This is a genomic window from Arthrobacter sp. ISL-72, from assembly GCF_018613755.1.
Lineage (GTDB): Bacteria > Actinomycetota > Actinomycetes > Actinomycetales > Micrococcaceae > Arthrobacter.
The window spans coordinates 356,444-372,740 of the sequence record NZ_JAGGPP010000004.1 but is presented as its reverse complement, the minus strand read 5'-3'; the positions used below and the strand labels follow the sequence as shown (position 1 = coordinate 372,740).

Below are 16,297 nucleotides of genomic sequence, written 5' to 3'. Positions count from 1 at the left end.
CGCTTGATAAGTCTGTTTCCAACAAGTTATCGAGATTGTGGACTTTCCAATGAACCTTTTCCGGACGAAATCCATTGAGCAGTCCATCGCTGACGCCGATGAACCCGGACGCAAGCTGAAGCGTTCCCTGAGCACGTGGGACCTGATGATCATGGGTGTCGCCGTTGCTGTCGGCGCCGGCATCTTCTCCGTCGGAGCCAAGGCCGCCGCGAACTTCGCCGGCCCCGCCGTGACGGTTTCCTTCGCCATCGCCGCAGTAACGTGCGCCCTGGCCATCATGTGTTACGCCGAATTTGCCACGGCCATCCCGGTGGCAGGTTCCGCCTACGTCTTCACCTACGCCACCATGGGTGAGCTGCTGGCCTGGATCATCGGCTGGAACCTCATCCTTGAGCTGTTCACCGCCGCCGCCGTAATCGCCAAGTACTGGGGCATCTACCTCAGCAAGGTCTTCGCACTGATGGGCGTGGACATTCCGCCCGCCCTCTCCCTCGGCGGGATCGACCTCTACTGGGGCGCCTTCCTGATCGTGGCCGTGTTCACCGTGCTCCTGGTGCTGGGGACAAAGCTGTCCGCGCGGGTCGGCAACATCTTCACGCTCATCAAGATCGGCGTGGTCCTGTTCGTCATCGTGGTCGGCTTCACCTACGTGAAGTTCGAAAACTACGCCCCCTTCGTGCCCGCCTCCGAGCCGACTGCCTCCGCCGGCGGCGCCGACGTTCTCAAGCAGTCCTTCTTCGGCTTCCTGACCGGAGCCGTTCCGGCGCAGTACGGCACGCTGGGCATCTTTGCCGGGGCGGCACTCGTCTTCTTCGCCTTTATCGGTTTCGACGTCGTTGCCACCTCCGCTGAAGAGGTCAAGAACCCCCAGAAGACCTTGCCGCGCGGCATCTTCGGCGGCCTGGCAATCGTCACCGTGCTCTACATCCTGGTGTCCCTCGCCCTGACCGGCATGGTCTCCTACACGCAGCTGGCCGAGGCGAAGAACCCCACCCTCACCACCGCTTTCGAAGCCGTGGGCAACACCGACGCCGCCAAGGTCATTGCCTTCGGCTCACTGGTGGGCCTCACGACGGTGATCATGGTGCTGCTTATGGGCCTGTCCCGGGTGGTTCTGGCCATGAGCCGCGACGGCCTGCTGCCGCGTGCACTGTCCAAGACCAGCACCCGCGGAACGCCGGTCCGGCTGCAGGTGATCTGCGGTGCGGCAGTGGCCCTCGTGGCCGGCCTGACCAACGTGGACCTGCTGGAGGAAATGATCAACATCGGCACGCTGTCCGCCTTTGTGATGGTGAGCCTGGGCATCCTGGTCCTGCGGAAGAAGCGCCCCGACCTGAGGCCGGCCTTCCGGGTGCCGTTCGGCAAGGTGCTCCCGGTGGTATCGGCCCTGCTGTGCCTGTACCTGATGACCAACCTTGCTGTGGAGACCTGGATCTTCTTCGCCATCTGGCTGGTCATCGGCGTGGCCATCTACTTCTCCTACGGCCAGCGCCACTCGCGGCTGAATGAGAAGTTCGCCCAGGCAAAGGCCGCCGTCAACGGGGCCACGAATGCCGGGGCGGATGCCGGGGCGGATGCCGCTCCTGAGGACGAGGACGAGGACGCGCTCAGCCGCAGCTGACGCGCGTGCGGGTCCGGCGGGCCCCTCCTCCTGAAACTGCTCTCTGGCCATGACTCCATAAGATGGAGTCATGGCCAGAGCAGTTAAACCGGAGCGAAAGCTCGAATTGTTGTCCGCCATCCAGGACTACCTGATGGACAAGACCCTGGCTGAGCTAACGTTCCGGAGCCTGGCGGACGGCCTGGGCATCAGCTCCTACGTGCTGGTCTACAACTTCGGCAACCGGGAACAACTGGTCAACGAAATCATCGCTTCCATCGAGTCGCGGCTGGACAGCATGCGCACCACGGATGTGCGCGACATCGACCGGGACGCCTGGCGGTCCTTCCTGATGGAGTCGTGGCAATGGACCATGGCCCAGCGGAACCGGCACCTGGCCCGGCTCGAGTTCGAGGCGACGGCGCAGGACGTCGTGGCCGCCTCGCCGCGCGGTACAGCCCAGGACAACTTCCGCATGCTCCACGAAAAGGCCCGGGACTGGCTGGTGGTGCAGGGCATCCGGCCGGAGTTCGCCGAAACAGACGCGCGGCTGTTCACCTCCACCTTTTACGGGCTCCAGTTCGATTTTGTGGTGATGAACCAGCCCGAGGAAGCCACCCGGGCCTTCGAACTGATGGTGGCCGTGTTCTTTTCCAACCTGGAGCACCGCCTGGCCACCGAGGGCCAGCACGTCTGACCCCTCAGGGGGCGGGGCCCCTTAGTGGGCGGTGCCTCGCAGCGCGCCCTTCAGGGTGCGGCATGGCGGCCCACCCATTCGACGAGCGGACGCAGCTGTTCCCACAGCCTGCCAACCTCATCAGCGGCAGCAGGCGTCGACAGCCACTCGGGTTCACCCAGCTCCCGGCCCGCTGACAGGGACTTGTATTTGAGCAGCTCCGCCCTGGGGTGCTCGCGCGGAAAGCCCCGCGGAACGGTCTTGAGCCGTTCCCCTTCCACCGTGAAGCCGGCGTCCGCGACTCTTCGGATGATCTGTTCCAGGGACTCGCCGGTGCCGGCTGCATCAACCGAGTTCCGGTACCGGGCAAGCTGGGCGGGCGAGATGGAATGGCAGCCGGCACCCACCAGCAGGCCTTCTGCGCTCAGCTGCACGTAGTACCCCACGCCCTCCTGGAAGGACGCCACTGCCCCCTGGGCCGTTTTGTAGGGGGACTTGTCCTCCGAGAAGCGGACGTCCCGGTTGGGCCGGAAAATCTTCGCCGGGCCAAACCGCGGCTCAAGCCGGGCCAGCAGGGCCGTCAGCGGTTCCCGGACGAGCGTCTCATAGCGGGGCTTATGTTCCAGCCACCACTCGCGGTTGTTGTTCTGCTCAAGCTCGGCGTAGAAGCCGAAGGCAGCGGCGGGGATGCCCACGAATGTATCCATGTACGGAGCCTAAGGCCGCCCCTGCAGCACGGCCAGTGGTCGGCTCCCCGTATGTGGAAACAGAAACACCCCGCCGCGGATGGTCCGCAGCGGGGTGTTTCGTGGAGACAGCCAGTGGCGCCGGGGCGCCTCTCCGTTTGGGAGGGCTTTAGAGCTTGTTTGCTGCTTCAGCAGCGGACTCGCCCTGGCCTGCGCCGAGGTTCGCGCGGAGCTTGGCGCCGAGTCCGGCGTCGACGTTGGTCCAGTACTGGATGGCGCGTTCCTTGATGCCCGGGCTCTTCACACCGCCCACTGCACCGGTGATGGTTTCGAGCAGGCGTGCCTTGGCGGCCTCGTCGTAGACCTCGCGGTACAGGGTGCCGGCCTGGCCGAAGTCGCTGTCCTCGGAGTGGAGGGAGTGCGCGGCGAGGGTCAGTTCGCCGTCGTTCTCCCAGCCGCCGGCCGGGTTCTGCGGCTCGACTGCAGCCGGGCCGCCGACGGAGTTGGGTGCGTAGACCGGAACGGAGGGTGCGTTGTACAGGTAGCGTCCGGCGCCGTCCTGGCTGTAGTTGTTGACCAGGTTCTTGGGCTGGTTCACCGGGATCTGGGCGTGGTTGGTGCCAACGCGGTAGCGGTGTGCGTCGGCGTAGGAGAAGATGCGGGCCTGGAGCATCTTGTCCGGGGACGCGGCGATGCCCGGCACGAAGTTCGACGGCGCGAAGGTGGCCTGTTCGATCTGCGCGAAGTAGTTCTCCGGGTTCTTGTTCAGTTCCATGGTGCCGACCTTGATCAGCGGATAGTCCGCGTGCGGCCAGACCTTGGTCAGGTCGAACGGGTTGAACCGGTAGGTCTTGGCGTCCTCGTAGGGCATGACCTGGACGTGCAGGTCCCAGGACGGGAAGTTGCCGGCGGCGATGTTCTCGGACAGGTCGCGGATGTAGAAGTCCGCGTCCGCACCGGCCAGTGCTTCGGCTTCGTCGCCGGTGATGGTCTTGACGCCCTGGTTGGACTTGAAGTGGTACTTGACCCAGAACCGTTCGCCTTCGGCGTTGATCCACTGGTAGGTGTGCGAGCCGTAGCCCTGCATTTCACGCCAGGAGGCCGGCAGGCCGCGGTCACCCATGAGCCAGGTGACCTGGTGGGCGGACTCGGGGGACAGCGTCCAGAAGTCCCACTGCATGTCCGCGTCGCGCAGGTGCGTTCCGGGGAGGCGCTTCTGGGAGTGGATGAAGTCCGGGAACTTGATGCCGTCGCGGATGAAGAACACCGGGGTGTTGTTGCCCACGAGGTCGTAGTTGCCCTCGGAGGTGTAGAACTTCACGGCGAAACCGCGCGGGTCCCGCCAGGTGTCCGGGGAGCCGTTTTCGCCGGCGACCGAGGAGAAGCGGATCAGCATCTCGGTCTCCACACCGGGCTGCAGGAACGCTGCCTTGGTGTACTTGGAGATGTCCTCGGTGGTGGTGAAGGTACCGAACGCGCCGCCGCCCTTGGCGTGCACCACGCGCTCCGGCACCCGCTCGCGGTTGAACTGGGCCAGCTTTTCGACCAGGTAGTGGTCGGTCAGGATGATGGCGCCGTCAGCGCCGACAGCCTTCGAGTGTGCATCGGAAGTGACGGGAGCACCGGACTGCGTGGTAGACACAGCGGGCGCAGAGATGTTCAGGGTCATCTTTCTCCTTTTAGTGGGGTTTCTTGCTTAGTTTCGTTCGGGTAGCTTTTGGGTCCGCTGGCAGTCCTGGCAGATGCCCTGGTACATGACGTCGGCGATCTGGATGGTCATCGGCTTGGCGTCGTCGTTCCAGTGCGGGGTGAGGCAGGGGGCATGGCCAACGGCGCAGTCCACATCCTCCACCCGCCCGCAGCTGATGCAGATGGCGTGGTGGTGGTTGTCGCCCACGCGCGTCTCGTACAGGGCGGGGGAGTGGGGCGGCTCGAACCGGCGCAGCATGTGCAGGTCGGTAAGGTCGCCGAGGACTACGTAGACGGACTGGGCGGTCAGTTCGGGGAGTTCCTCGCGGGCGGCAGCAAGGATGCTTTCCGCCGGCGAATGCGGGTGGCGTTCGACGGCGGTGAGAACCGCCAGCCGCTGCTTTGTCACCCGCCGGCCGTGGGCGCGCAGGGCAGCTGCCCATGCATCCTGGCCGGCCTCGTGAACTGTCATAGCCCCATTGAAGCACTTATTATGACTAAATCACAATAAGGGTTGGCTAATTTCCGGAGACCGCAGGATCTTTTCGAGCGGGTTGACTGCTTCGCCTGCGGAGCGCCCCAGAGCGTGCAGTTCAAACCGGCCCATCAGTGCAGTGTCGGGAACAACGCAGCTGAAGCCGGTCACGGCCTGTTGCAACGCCAAAGCTTCCAGCGCCGCGGCCAGGGCAAGGAGCTCCGGCGGGGTAACGTCCGCCACTGAGCTGATGGTCCGCTCCGGTGCCAGGACCGTATGGTGCGGACCCGCAGCGTCCGGCGGCGTCCACGACCGGATGGCGGGAAGCGGCGCCCCGCTGCCGCTTCCTGCCGCCGTACTGCCCGCAGCGGCAGTGGCGGCCTTCAGCAGCGCGGTGCGCAGCCCGGCGTCGTACTTGTCCAGGTCCTGGTCCGGCACCGGCTTACGGCGCTGCGCCGGCAGGGAAAGCTGCTCCGACGGGGTGACCGGTTCCCCGTCCCAGCGGCCGAACAGGTGGAAGGTGGGGGTGGAGGATTCCGCTGCGGGTTCGCCGATCGCGGCACCGAGCGCATGCCAGCGGTGCGCAAACAGCAGGGTGCAGGTGGCCGCTCCCAGGACGTCCGCCAGCGCCGTGCGGGCGGCGTTGTGACACAGCAGCCAAGCCGCAGCCGAACGGTGGTCGAGTGCGGTTGCCGGATCGCTGAGGCGGATCAGCAGGTGGCCGGACGTCAGCGGAGTGCGGGGCCGGCTGACTTCCCATACTGACGAGCCGAAAAGCAGCCGTCTGGACAACTGCATGCGAACCCCTTCCCCCGGTCGTGTTCCCCGCCGAGACTATCAAGGTAAAGGCCTGCCTCAGCGGGCCGGCGGGCAAATGGCCAGGTTCCCTCGGCCCCCGCGGCTAGAGTTGCCCGGTGGGAAAACTTCTGGCCGACATCACTCCGCTGCGCGAAAGCCCTGCCTTCCGCCGCCTTTGGCTGGGGTCGGCCGTCTCCAACCTGGGCGGCCAGCTGACACTGGTGGCCGTCAGCCTGGAGGTGTACCGGCTGACGCAGGACAGCCTGTACGTGGGGCTGCTCAGCATTTTCGCGCTGGTGCCCCTGGTGCTGGGAGGCCTGCTGGGCGGTTCCATTGCCGACGCCCATGGCCGCCGCAAGGTGGCGCTCCTGGCGACCAGTGTGCTGTGGCTGACCACGGCGGTTCTGGCGCTGCAGGCGTGGCTCGGAGTCGGAAATGTCTGGCTGCTTTACATTCTGGTGGCCGTGCAGTCCGGGGCTCAGGCCATCAACCAGCCAGCCCGCAGCGCCATCATTCCCATGCTGGTCCGCACGGAACTGCTCCCGGCCGCGAATGCCCTCAGCATGATCAGCTTCGGGCTGTCCATGACCGCCGGTCCGCTCCTTGCCGGAGTCCTGGTTGCGTGGGTGGGCTTCGGCTGGACCTACACGCTCGACGTCGTGAGCTTTGTCTTCGCGTTCTGGGCCCTGCTGAAGCTGCCGCCCATGCCGCCCGGAAAGGAAGCGCACCGCGCGGGGCTGCGGTCGGTGGTGGGGGGCTTCCGCTTCTTGGGGACGCGTCCGAACCTGCGCATGACGTTCATCATCGATTTGGTGGCGATGATTTTCGCGCAGCCCCGGGCCCTGATGCCTGCGATCGGTGCGGTGATGATCGGCGGCGGCGAAGCCACCGTGGGCATTCTCCTGGCATCGGTCGCAGTAGGGGCGTTCCTGGCCGGGCTGTTCTCCGGGCCGCTGGGCGGGATCCGCCGGCAGGGAGTCGCCGTGGTGTGGTCCGTCATGGGCTGGGGGGCGTCCTTCGCAGGATTTGGACTGGTAGTGGTGCTGGCCGGGCGCTCGGGGGCGGACGGTGTGACGCTGTGGCTGCTCCCGGCGGCGCTCTGCTGTGCCCTGGCCGGTATTTCCGACTCGGTAAGTGCGGTGTTCCGCACCACCATCCTTCAGGCCGCCACCCCGGACCACCTTCGCGGCCGGCTCCAGGGTGTGTTCATTGTGGTGGTTGCGGGCGGTCCGCGGATAGGCGACGTGCTCGCCGGCGGCGGCACTAAACTTTTGAGTGAAGGTTGGGTTTTGCTGCTGGGTGGCCTGTTGTGCATCGCCGTGGCCTGGGCGGCGGCACGCTGGCAGTCGGGGTTCCTTAAGTACGACGCGCGGAATCCCGTTCCGTAGCAGCGGAACCGGAGCAGTAACTTCGCGAGGAGGAACAGTGCACAATCACCACAACGGACTGAAGACCGCGGCCCTGTTCGGGGTACTTTGGGCGGTGCTGCTGGGCCTGGGCGCAGTGATCGGCAGCAGCACGCGGAGTGCCACACCCATCTGGATGATGGCCCTGGTGGGCGTGGGCACCACGGCGTACGGGTACTGGAACAGCGACAAACTGGCGCTCCGGTCCATGCAGGCCTACCCCGTCACTGAGCAGCAGGCTCCCCAGCTCTATCAGATCGTCCGGGAGCTCTCGGTCCGTGCCAACCAGCCCATGCCGCGGATCTACGTCTCGCCGACGCCCGCGCCAAATGCGTTTGCGACCGGCAGGAACCCGCAGAACGCCGCCGTCTGCTGCACCGAAGGCATCCTGCAGCTCCTGTCGGTCCGCGAACTGCGCGGCGTGCTGGGCCATGAGCTCATGCACGTCTATAACCGGGACATCCTGACGTCGTCCGTGGCGGCGGCGGTGGCCGGTGTGATCACCTCGGTGGGGCAGATGCTGCTGTTCTTCGGCGGCGGGGACCGGCGGAATTCCAACCCGCTGGCGATGATCGCCATGGCGTTGCTGGCCCCTATGGCCGCGATGGTGATTCAGTCCGCCATCTCCAGGACCAGGGAGTACGACGCCGACGAGGACGGTTCCGAGCTCACCGGCGATCCGCTGGCGCTCGCCTCAGCCCTGCGCAAGATCCATCAGGGCGTGCAGATGGTGCCGCTCCCGCAGGACCAGAAGCTCGTCAATGCCTCGCACCTGATGATCGCCAACCCGTTCCGCGGCGGCGGGCTCAGCAAGATGTTCTCCACGCACCCGCCCATGCAGGACCGCATCGCCCGCCTGGAACTCATGGCGGGCGGCCCGCCCAGCTGAGCGCCGCCGTCGTACCCGTTTTGAGGTGAGGACACAGAAACGGGCTGAGGACGCCGGAATTCCGGTGTCCTCAGCCCGTTTCGCTGTCCTCAGCCCATTGCGCTGTCCTATGGGGCTGCGGGGCAGGCTAGCTGCGGAAGTTGACGAACTGCAGGTCTGCTTCGTCGAAGTCCTTCAAGAGGGCCATGGTGGCCTGAAGGTCGTCGCGGGACTTGGAGGTGACGCGGAGTTCATCGCCCTGGATCTGGGATTTGACGGACTTGGGCGCCTCGTCGCGGATCAGCTTGTTGATCTTCTTGGCAAGGTCCTGGGCGATGCCCTCCTTGATGGTGGCCTCCAGACGGAATTCCTTGCCGGAGGCGTAGGGCTCGCCGGTGTCCAGCGACTTCAGCGAGATCCCCCGGCGGATGAGCTTGGACTGCAGCACGTCCAGGACGGCCAGCACGCGCTCTTCCGAGTTCGCCTTCATCAGGATCTTCTCGCCGCTGAAATCGACTTCCGCGCCAACGCCCTTGAAGTCATAGCGCTGGGTCAGTTCCTTCTGCGCCTGGTTCAGCGCGTTGGCAACTTCCTGCTTGTCTACCTTGCTGACGACGTCGAATGTGGATTCGCCTGCCATAACTTTCCTCCTGCTGATTGCCTGGATACCCCTGCGAAGGGCGGTCTGTCTGCATTCCAGCCTAGTACGGATGGCGTGCAAGTGAAGGCTCCCGTCCCGGCAGCATCGGTGGGATTCACAGTTCCCTCCAAGCGGAAACATGGCGGGAACGAAGTGTTGGCCTCCAGAGTTGGACCTGTTGGAAGAGTTGCCCCGGAAGGAAAGCACATGCACCAGAAAGCCGTCCGCTACGTCACCCGCTCGACTGCAGCCGCAGCCGCCACGTTCGCCACTGCGGCAACCTCAGTGGCCGCCGCCGCAGTCGCCGCCTCGGTCATCCTCAGCCCGGTGGCTGACGCTTCTTCCCGTCTGGACGGAGTTCACTCGGACCTGATGCGGGCGGTGCAGCTGAACCAGATCACCGAGGAGCAGGCCGCGAAGTTCGAGGCGAAACTGGCCGGACGCATTCTTGGTGAAGCCTGATTTCTCCCGGATTTCCGGGGTATTTGGGGCCTTGCACGCCTCGATTCGATTCTTCGGCAGAAGTTCTGTAAAGTTGTCTTGCCCGCGGTTGCTGGAAGCGAAACGAACTGGAAACAGCCGTTCCGACTACAGAAGCCGCGAGTGATCTTCTTTTGAAGTTCGGCAGATTACCCGAGCGGCCAAAGGGGGCTGACTGTAAATCAGCTGGCAACGCCTACGGGGGTTCGAATCCCTCATCTGCCACCCAAGGAAAAGTCTCCGGAACCAACAGGTTCCGGAGACTTTTTTGCGTCTTGAGGCCGGTGCGGGCTGCGCGTAGGCTGACAGCATCGGCGTATGTGCCCCGATGCCTGCGTCGATGAACCAGTCGATGAAGGAGGACTAATGAGTGCTGTACGTGAATTCATGACAACGGATGCACGGTGTATTCGCGAGAACGAGTCCCTTGCCGATGCTGCCCGGATGATGCTGGATCTGGACTGCGGATCGTTGCCGATCTGCGGGGACGACGGCAAGTTGAAGGGCATGATCACCGACCGTGACATCGTGCTCAAGTGCGTGGCAGCCGGCCGTGATCCACGAGAGATGATGGCCCGCGAACTCGCAATGGGCCGGCCGCACTGGATTGACGCCGATGCGAATGTTGATGCTGCCATCGAAATGATGGAGAGGTACCAGATCCGGCGGCTCCCGGTCATCGCCGACCACAAGTTGGTGGGCATCATCAGCCAGGGTGACATTGCACGCAACTACTCCGAGGAGCGTGTGGGCGAACTGGTGGAGCACATTTCCGAGCGAAACCGGGTATAGGTGTAGCCCGGTAACTTCGGTGCTCGCACACCCGTCTGGCCTTGTCCGCGGCTCCAACCTTCCTGGTTGGAAACCGCGGACAAGCTCCGTAAGGGTTAGTTGAGGCCAATGACCAGCATCTGGTTGGTTCCCGGGATGCAGGTCTGCAGAATAATCCGTGGGAAGCCGCCAAAAACCGCCGAGACATTGTTGGTGGTGCCAGGGTTTGGCACCTGCCCCCGTCCGCTTACGGTGTAGGTACCATAGCCGGGAATGCTGACAGTTTCGCCGACGCCGATTCCCGAGAACCTTGCCCACCCGCCGCAGAAGTCGTGCTCGGTGATGAACACGGCATAAGCATCAGTGGGGGTGAAATGGATGGGGCCGATGCAGGCGTCCACCATTGCCTGGCCGCCGGCGCCAGCGACGTAGATGGTCCGTACTGCGGGCGCAGGTGCCGGTGCCGGGGCCTCGGCCGGTGCGGGGGCGGGGGCGGCGGGGACCGCGACCGGGGCTGCGACGGCAGGGCCAGTCAGTTTCAAGACCTGCCCCGGTACGATCGGTGAGTACGCGCCCAGCCCGTTGGCCGCCAGCATGACGTTCACGTCGACGCCGAAGCGGGCAGCGATGGAGCCCACTGTATCCCCGGCCACCACCGTGTATTCATTGGACGGAGCCGACGCAGGAGTAGGAGCGGGCTCGGGGGCAGGAGCATGCGCAGCAGGCGCCGGCTCGGCAGCCGGCGCCGCCGGTGGAGCGGGCTCCGCAGCCGCGGCAACTGCAGCCTCCGGTGTGCTGCCACCAGCGGTTGCCGGCCCTGTCGCAGGCGGATCTGAGGGTTGCTGCTCAGCTTCAGCCGGCGCCGTGACGGCCTGCGCCTCACTGGTTGGTGACGTCTGGGCTGCGGCTGTGAATGCCACCGCTGTCACGGCAACTGCCGTCACCACGGCTCCGGCGGCCAGCATGGTCCTCAGCCTGGCGTTTGTGCCGCGGACTTTTGTAGTTGTTGGGACAGGAGTGCTGTCGCCGTCTTTAAGCTCATTTTGATCCATCGGTTCCCCCCGAGAGTCAATGCCCTTGAGTGAAACGGGAGCAGCCCCAGGGCGGTGGTGCGCCGGCTCGGAACCGCATTTGAGTGCGGCCCGTAGCCCGGGCGCAGGAAGAGAGCTGCCGAAATCAGGAGTTGCGGAAGCCCGAACGGTAGAAGACCCATGGCCACGACGGTGGCAATGTGAAAATTCCGGAATACTGCTTGCCCTAGGAATATCGAGTCTATGAATGGGGGATATCCACCGCACGAGTGGGTAATACTCGAATCGGCAAGCGCAACACCCAAGCATTAGGGGCGCGTACCTAATGGAGTATTTGTTTCGCGGCGGGAACACTCCATTTTTCGCAGGAGGCTACCCAGTCAGGCGCGTGTACAGTCTTGGGCGCCTTGTCTGCAGGGGGCGATTGCCGCCAGGTCACGTGCAGTTCGTAATCCTGAATAATTATTTGGCCGCTTAAAACGCTCTTCAAATAAACCAACGAAAATGTTCATTCATTCATGAACGGGAAGACGGCCATCCCCAGGCTAATTCCGGATGACTGGCCTATTGAATCCGGCCGGCTGCCGGAAGTTCTAGGGCTCGCGCTGGCGACGCAGTTCCGCCAGCTCGTGCCGCAGTGCAGCGACTTCCGCCAATAATTCTCGGATTTCCGCCCGGACTGGGACTTCAGCTGCGTCGACGGCCGCTTCCGTGTTTTCTTCCACTCCCTGCACCAGCCAGGAGGCGATGGAAGCTGTGACGACACCCAGCACTGCGATGCCGCTCATCATGAGGGCCGCGGCAACGAGACGGCCTATCGGGGTGACGGGAAAAAGGTCGCCGTAGCCCACCGTAGCGATTGTGGTGATGGCCCACCATGCTGCATCGCCGAAAGTAGAGATTTTGGCGTCGGGAGCATTTTGTTCGACGGCGAGGACAGCCAGTGCTCCGACGAAGACCAGCAGCACCGCGGAGCCGCCGACATAGGTGACTACCCGCCCGCGTAGTGTCTCGCCCACGGTACGCTGCAGCACGGAGAGCAGCGTGACAAGCCGGAGCAACCGCAGTGGCCGGAAAAACGGGAGGGCGACGATCAGGAGCTCGTGCAGGTTTAGGACGAACCAGCGCCTCCTGTTGGCCGCGAGGCACAGGTTGGCGGCGTAGTCGGGTGCGAAGACGGCCCAAGTAACCCACATGACGCCTTCGAGGAGCCCGGCATGGCGCCCTTCGATATTGCCAATCACCTGCCAGGCGTAGGCTGCCAGGAACACGAGCGCCGTCCCCATCAGTGGCCACTCGGCGATGTCCCTGTAGCGTTGCTGCGTCATGCGGAAATCCTGAGGGCGCAGCCTCCTGGCACTCCATGTTACCGACGGGTAACATGGCAACTGTGCATCTGCTTCTGCGAACCCTTCTGCTCCTGTTCACTTCATCCCGCAAGCCGCCCCTGAGTATCTGGGACACGTCCTCCCTGCCGCTGCGAGTGCTGCCCACGGACATCGACATTGCCATGCACGTCAACAACGGAATGTACTTCTCCCTGATGGACCTGGGCCGATTCGACCTTATGGCGCGGAGCGGAACCTGGAGAAGGATGCGCAGGCTGGGATGGTCGCCGGTGGCCTCCGGGGAGACCATCGCGTTTCGGAAGTCCCTGCTGCTTTGGCAGCAATACACCATCGAAACCCGGATCGTCGGGCTGGATACGAAGGCCATTTACTTCGAGCAGCGCATGGTCGTGAAGGGCGAAATTTACGCCCGCGCGCACATCGCCACGCGTCTGGTCAGCAAGGGGAAACCGGTCAGCCAGGAGGAGATCTTCGCTGAATTCGGCCAGCCGCCAGCTGAGCTGGAGCTGGCGGAATGGATCCACGAGTGGCGCGAGACCACCGCCCTGCCTGGAGCCCGCCGGCCCGCGCCGCACGTCTGGCACTGAGGCCACCGCCCTGCCAGCTACAGCGGCTTGTCAACGACGTGTCTTGCCGACCTAGGCAAGTAGTCCCCGGCCCTGAACAACTGACTTATCGAGTAAAGCTCCAAGGTACGCAACTGGGTTGCCAGCAGATTCGCGTAGGGCCTACTCGTGTGGCAGATACTGCCGATTCATAGGCTCGTCCTAGGGCAAACAACTACTTCATGGCTGATTGCGTCATTGACGACGTTAGGTGTCTGATGTCCCAATCGAAACCGCAAAAGATTCGCCACATGTCCGTAGTTTTGGTCGGATTACTTCTCATCACGGGGTACGTGACAGTGACGCGGCACCACCCCTCAAGCGCGCACGGACAGCACCGGCACATCTCGGTACTGCCGGCTGCCGCGATGGCGGCGGCGCCGGCTCCATTGCCACGACTCGGCTGGACGGCTTCGGCCAGCGATGAGGAGACTTCCGGCGGGAACGGCCGGGTCAGCAATGTGCTCGACGGAAACGCGGGCACTATCTGGCACAGCAAGTGGACCGCGCCCGCCGTTCCGCTGCCGCACACGATCACCATCGATACCAAGGCGACTCAAAGTATCTCGGGGTTCCGCTATCTCCCGCGTTCGGACCATGTGAATGGGCGGGTCGGGAGCTTCGAGATTCTGGTGAGCACTGACGGCACCACCTGGGGCAACCCGGTGGCCCGCGGCACCTGGGCGGACAGCGGTGACGAGAAAAGTGTGACGTTCGCGGCGGTGCCGGCGCGCTATGTCCGGCTGACCGCACTCACCGAGGCGGGCAATCGCGGGCCTTGGAGCAGCGCCGCTGAAATCAACCTTCTCGCCGAGCAAACCACGCCCCCATCGACTACGACCCAAGTGCTGCCACGGATCGGCTGGACGGCTTCGGCCAGCGATGAGGAGACCTCCGGCGGGAACGGCCGGGCCAGCAATGTGCTCGATGGGAACGCGGGCACTATCTGGCACAGCAAGTGGACCGCACCTGCCGTTCCGCTGCCGCACACGATCACCATCGACACCAAAGCGAGTCAAAGCATCTCGGGGTTCCGCTATCTCCCGCGTTCGGACCACGTGAACGGGCGGGTCGGCGCCTACTCTATCGAAGTCAGCTCCAACGGCACGACCTGGAGCGTGGTCGCCAGCGGCATCTGGCCGGACACCAGTGCGGAGAAGACGGTGAACTTCACCGGGGTTAGTGCCCGGTACGTTCGGCTGACCGCAGCCACCGAGGCGGGCAATCGCGGGCCTTGGAGTAGCGCTGCCGAGATCAATCTTCTCGCCGAGCAAACCACGCCTCCACCGCTTACCATCCAAGTGCTGACCCGTGCCGGCTGGACGGCTTCGGCCAGCGATGAGGAGACCTCCGGCGGGAATGGCCGGGCCAGCAATGTGCTCGACGGGAACCCGGGCACCATCTGGCACAGCAAGTGGACCGCGCCCGCCGTTCCGCTGCCGCATACCATCACTATCGACACCAAGGCCATTCAAAGCATCTCGGGGTTCCGCTATCTCCCGCGTTGGGACCACGTGAACGGGCGGGTCGGCGCCTACTCGGTCGAAGCCAGCTCCAACGGAACCACCTGGAGCGTTGTCACAAGCGGCACCTGGCCGGACACCATCGCCGAGAAGACAGTGACCTTCACCGGGATTAGCGCCCGGTACGTCCGGCTGACCGCAACCACCGAGGCGGGCAATCGCGGGGACTGGAGCAGCGCCGCGGAGATCAATTTGCTCGGCCTGGCAACGGGTGGGACGCAGGTGCCGGCGGACGGGAAACTGGGGTCCTGGGGTCCGACAATCAACTTTCCGATAGTTCCGGCCGCGGCGGCGCTATTGCCTGGCAACCGGCTGTTGACCTGGTCCGCTTATGCCCCCACAGCTTTCGCCGGCGGCACCGGCTACACGCAGACGTCCATCCTGGATCTCTCCACAGGCGTGGTGAGTCAGGCCCAAGTGGCGAATACCGGTCATGACATGTTCTGCCCCGGAACCTCGCTGCTGGCGGACGGGAAGATCCTGATCAGCGGCGGCAGCAACAGCTCGAAAACCACGCTCTACAACCCTGAGACGAATGCTTGGACCCCCGGTCCGGATATGAAGATTCCGCGCGGCTACCAGACCAACGTGACCACCTCCACCGGTGAGGTGTTTACCCTCGGTGGGTCGTGGTCGGGCGGTATCGGCGGCAAGAACGGCGAGGTGTGGTCCGCGGCCGCCGGCTGGCGGACGCTGCCCAATGTGCTGGTCAATAACATCTTGACCGACGATCCCGCGGGTGAGTACCGTTCCGACAATCACGCGTGGTTGTTTGCTGCCCCCGGTGGCATGGTGTTCCACGCCGGGCCGAGCCGCCAGATGAACTGGATCTCCACGGCTGGAGCGGGCAGCATCACCCCGGCCGGACCCAGGTCAGATAGCCCGGACGCGATGAACGGCGACGCCGTGATGTACGACGTCGGAAAGATTCTTACCGTAGGCGGTTCGACCGCCTACGAGAAAACCCCAGCCACGCCGGGAGCGTACACCATCGACATTAACGACGGGGTCGACGTGGCCCGTACTGCCGACATGGCCTTCTCCCGGGCATTCGCCACCGGAGTCGCGCTGCCTGACGGCCAGGTGCTCGTCGTCGGCGGTCAGGCCACGCCCGTTCCGTTCACCGATACCAACGCCAGGATGTCGCCGGAAATCTGGAACCCGGCAACGGGAGAATGGACAGCACTGGCCCCGATGGCCGTTCCCCGGACATATCACAGCGTCGCCCTGCTGCTCCCCGATGGAAGGGTCTTCGTCGGCGGCGGGGGGCTCTGCGGCACATGCACGACGAACCATCTCGACGGCGAGATCTTCACTCCGCCGTACCTGCTCAATGCCGACGGCAGTGAGCGAACCCGCCCAACGATTGTGACCGCACCGGCCACCGCCACGGCCGGCAGCACCATTGCGGTGACCACCGGAGCGCCGGTCACGAAGTTCTCCCTGATGCGGATGTCCACAGTCACCCACACTGTCAACATGGATCAGCGGCGAATCCCGCTGACGCCAACCGCGACGTCGGGCAGCACGGCGTCACTGACGTTGCCAGCGGATCGAGGAGTGCTGGTGCCGGGCAGCTACCTGCTGTTCGCCGTTGACGGCAATGGCGTGCCCAGCGTCGCCTCGATGATCAAGATCAGTTGATTCTGAGCCAACAGCGAAACGCCGGGACATCACGGAGCCGCTCGCGTACCGTTGAA

15 protein-coding genes and 1 tRNA gene are annotated in these 16,297 nt (G+C 64.4%); 9 read left to right on the top strand and 7 right to left on the bottom strand.

Annotated elements, in window-relative coordinates:
• Nucleotides 1-49: 49 nt before the first annotated feature.
• Nucleotides 50-1,621 carry an amino acid permease gene (locus J7I92_RS04740; protein ID WP_214837942.1) on the top strand — a complete coding sequence of 524 codons (1,572 nt, stop codon included), beginning with the start codon at nt 50-52 and terminating at the stop codon, nt 1,619-1,621.
• Between the two features lie 70 nt (nt 1,622-1,691).
• The gene (locus J7I92_RS04735; RefSeq protein WP_214837939.1) at nt 1,692-2,297 is read left to right on the top strand and encodes a TetR/AcrR family transcriptional regulator; all 606 of its coding nucleotides are present in this window, start codon (nt 1,692-1,694) and stop codon (nt 2,295-2,297) included.
• Between the two features lie 50 nt (nt 2,298-2,347).
• On the opposite strand, the gene J7I92_RS04730 is transcribed toward J7I92_RS04735, so the two are convergent.
• The 4 genes from J7I92_RS04730 to J7I92_RS04715 all read right to left on the bottom strand — a co-directional run bounded on the left by J7I92_RS04730 (nt 2,348) and on the right by J7I92_RS04715 (nt 5,924).
• Nucleotides 2,348-2,983, bottom strand: coding sequence for a DUF2461 domain-containing protein (locus J7I92_RS04730; RefSeq protein WP_214837936.1), 636 nt, complete (start codon nt 2,981-2,983; stop codon nt 2,348-2,350).
• Between the two features lie 148 nt (nt 2,984-3,131).
• Entirely contained in the window at nt 3,132-4,631 is a 1,500-nt protein-coding gene (locus J7I92_RS04725; protein WP_214837932.1) for a catalase, read from the bottom strand.
• Nucleotides 4,632-4,658: 27 nt separating this feature from the next.
• Entirely contained in the window at nt 4,659-5,123 is a 465-nt protein-coding gene (locus tag J7I92_RS04720) for a Fur family transcriptional regulator (RefSeq protein WP_214837929.1), read from the bottom strand.
• A gap of 30 nt (nt 5,124-5,153) precedes the next feature.
• Nucleotides 5,154-5,924 (bottom strand): hypothetical protein, encoded by a 771-nt coding sequence (locus tag J7I92_RS04715; RefSeq protein WP_214837926.1) that lies wholly within the window; start codon nt 5,922-5,924, stop codon nt 5,154-5,156.
• A gap of 116 nt (nt 5,925-6,040) precedes the next feature.
• Here J7I92_RS04715 and J7I92_RS04710 point away from each other — a divergent pair, with 116 nt between their 5' ends.
• Together J7I92_RS04710 and htpX are read left to right on the top strand one after the other, a co-directional pair.
• Entirely contained in the window at nt 6,041-7,312 is a 1,272-nt protein-coding gene (locus J7I92_RS04710; protein WP_214837923.1) for an MFS transporter, read from the top strand.
• 37 nt (nt 7,313-7,349) lie between these two features.
• Entirely contained in the window at nt 7,350-8,219 is an 870-nt protein-coding gene (htpX, locus tag J7I92_RS04705; RefSeq protein WP_214837920.1) for a zinc metalloprotease HtpX, read from the top strand.
• A gap of 127 nt (nt 8,220-8,346) precedes the next feature.
• On the opposite strand, the gene J7I92_RS04700 is transcribed toward htpX, so the two are convergent.
• Nucleotides 8,347-8,838 (bottom strand): YajQ family cyclic di-GMP-binding protein, encoded by a 492-nt coding sequence (locus tag J7I92_RS04700; protein ID WP_214837918.1) that lies wholly within the window; start codon nt 8,836-8,838, stop codon nt 8,347-8,349.
• 207 nt (nt 8,839-9,045) lie between these two features.
• Here J7I92_RS04700 and J7I92_RS04695 point away from each other — a divergent pair, with 207 nt between their 5' ends.
• The 3 genes from J7I92_RS04695 (at nt 9,046) to J7I92_RS04685 (ending at nt 10,110) form a co-directional block, all read left to right on the top strand.
• Entirely contained in the window at nt 9,046-9,300 is a 255-nt protein-coding gene (locus J7I92_RS04695; protein ID WP_214837915.1) for a hypothetical protein, read from the top strand.
• Between the two features lie 161 nt (nt 9,301-9,461).
• Nucleotides 9,462-9,543: transfer RNA gene (locus J7I92_RS04690), tRNA-Tyr, on the top strand.
• A 141-nt stretch (nt 9,544-9,684) separates the two neighbouring features.
• Nucleotides 9,685-10,110 carry a CBS domain-containing protein gene (locus J7I92_RS04685; RefSeq protein ID WP_214837912.1) on the top strand — a complete coding sequence of 142 codons (426 nt, stop codon included), beginning with the start codon at nt 9,685-9,687 and terminating at the stop codon, nt 10,108-10,110.
• 95 nt (nt 10,111-10,205) lie between these two features.
• Here the strand turns inward: J7I92_RS04685 and J7I92_RS04680 are convergent, their stop codons facing one another.
• Nucleotides 10,206-11,141: a LysM domain-containing protein gene (locus J7I92_RS04680; RefSeq protein WP_214837909.1), complete on the bottom strand. Its 936-nt coding sequence runs from the start codon at nt 11,139-11,141 to the stop codon at nt 10,206-10,208.
• Nucleotides 11,142-11,713: 572 nt separating this feature from the next.
• Nucleotides 11,714-12,448, bottom strand: coding sequence for a potassium channel family protein (locus tag J7I92_RS04675; RefSeq protein ID WP_214837906.1), 735 nt, complete (start codon nt 12,446-12,448; stop codon nt 11,714-11,716).
• A 62-nt stretch (nt 12,449-12,510) separates the two neighbouring features.
• On the opposite strand from J7I92_RS04675, the gene J7I92_RS04670 reads away from it, so the two are divergent.
• Together J7I92_RS04670 and J7I92_RS04665 are read left to right on the top strand one after the other, a co-directional pair.
• Nucleotides 12,511-13,056 (top strand): thioesterase family protein, encoded by a 546-nt coding sequence (locus J7I92_RS04670; protein WP_214837903.1) that lies wholly within the window; start codon nt 12,511-12,513, stop codon nt 13,054-13,056.
• A gap of 269 nt (nt 13,057-13,325) precedes the next feature.
• Nucleotides 13,326-16,241: a discoidin domain-containing protein gene (locus J7I92_RS04665; protein ID WP_214837900.1), complete on the top strand. Its 2,916-nt coding sequence runs from the start codon at nt 13,326-13,328 to the stop codon at nt 16,239-16,241.
• The last annotated feature ends 56 nt before the right edge of the window (nt 16,242-16,297 follow it).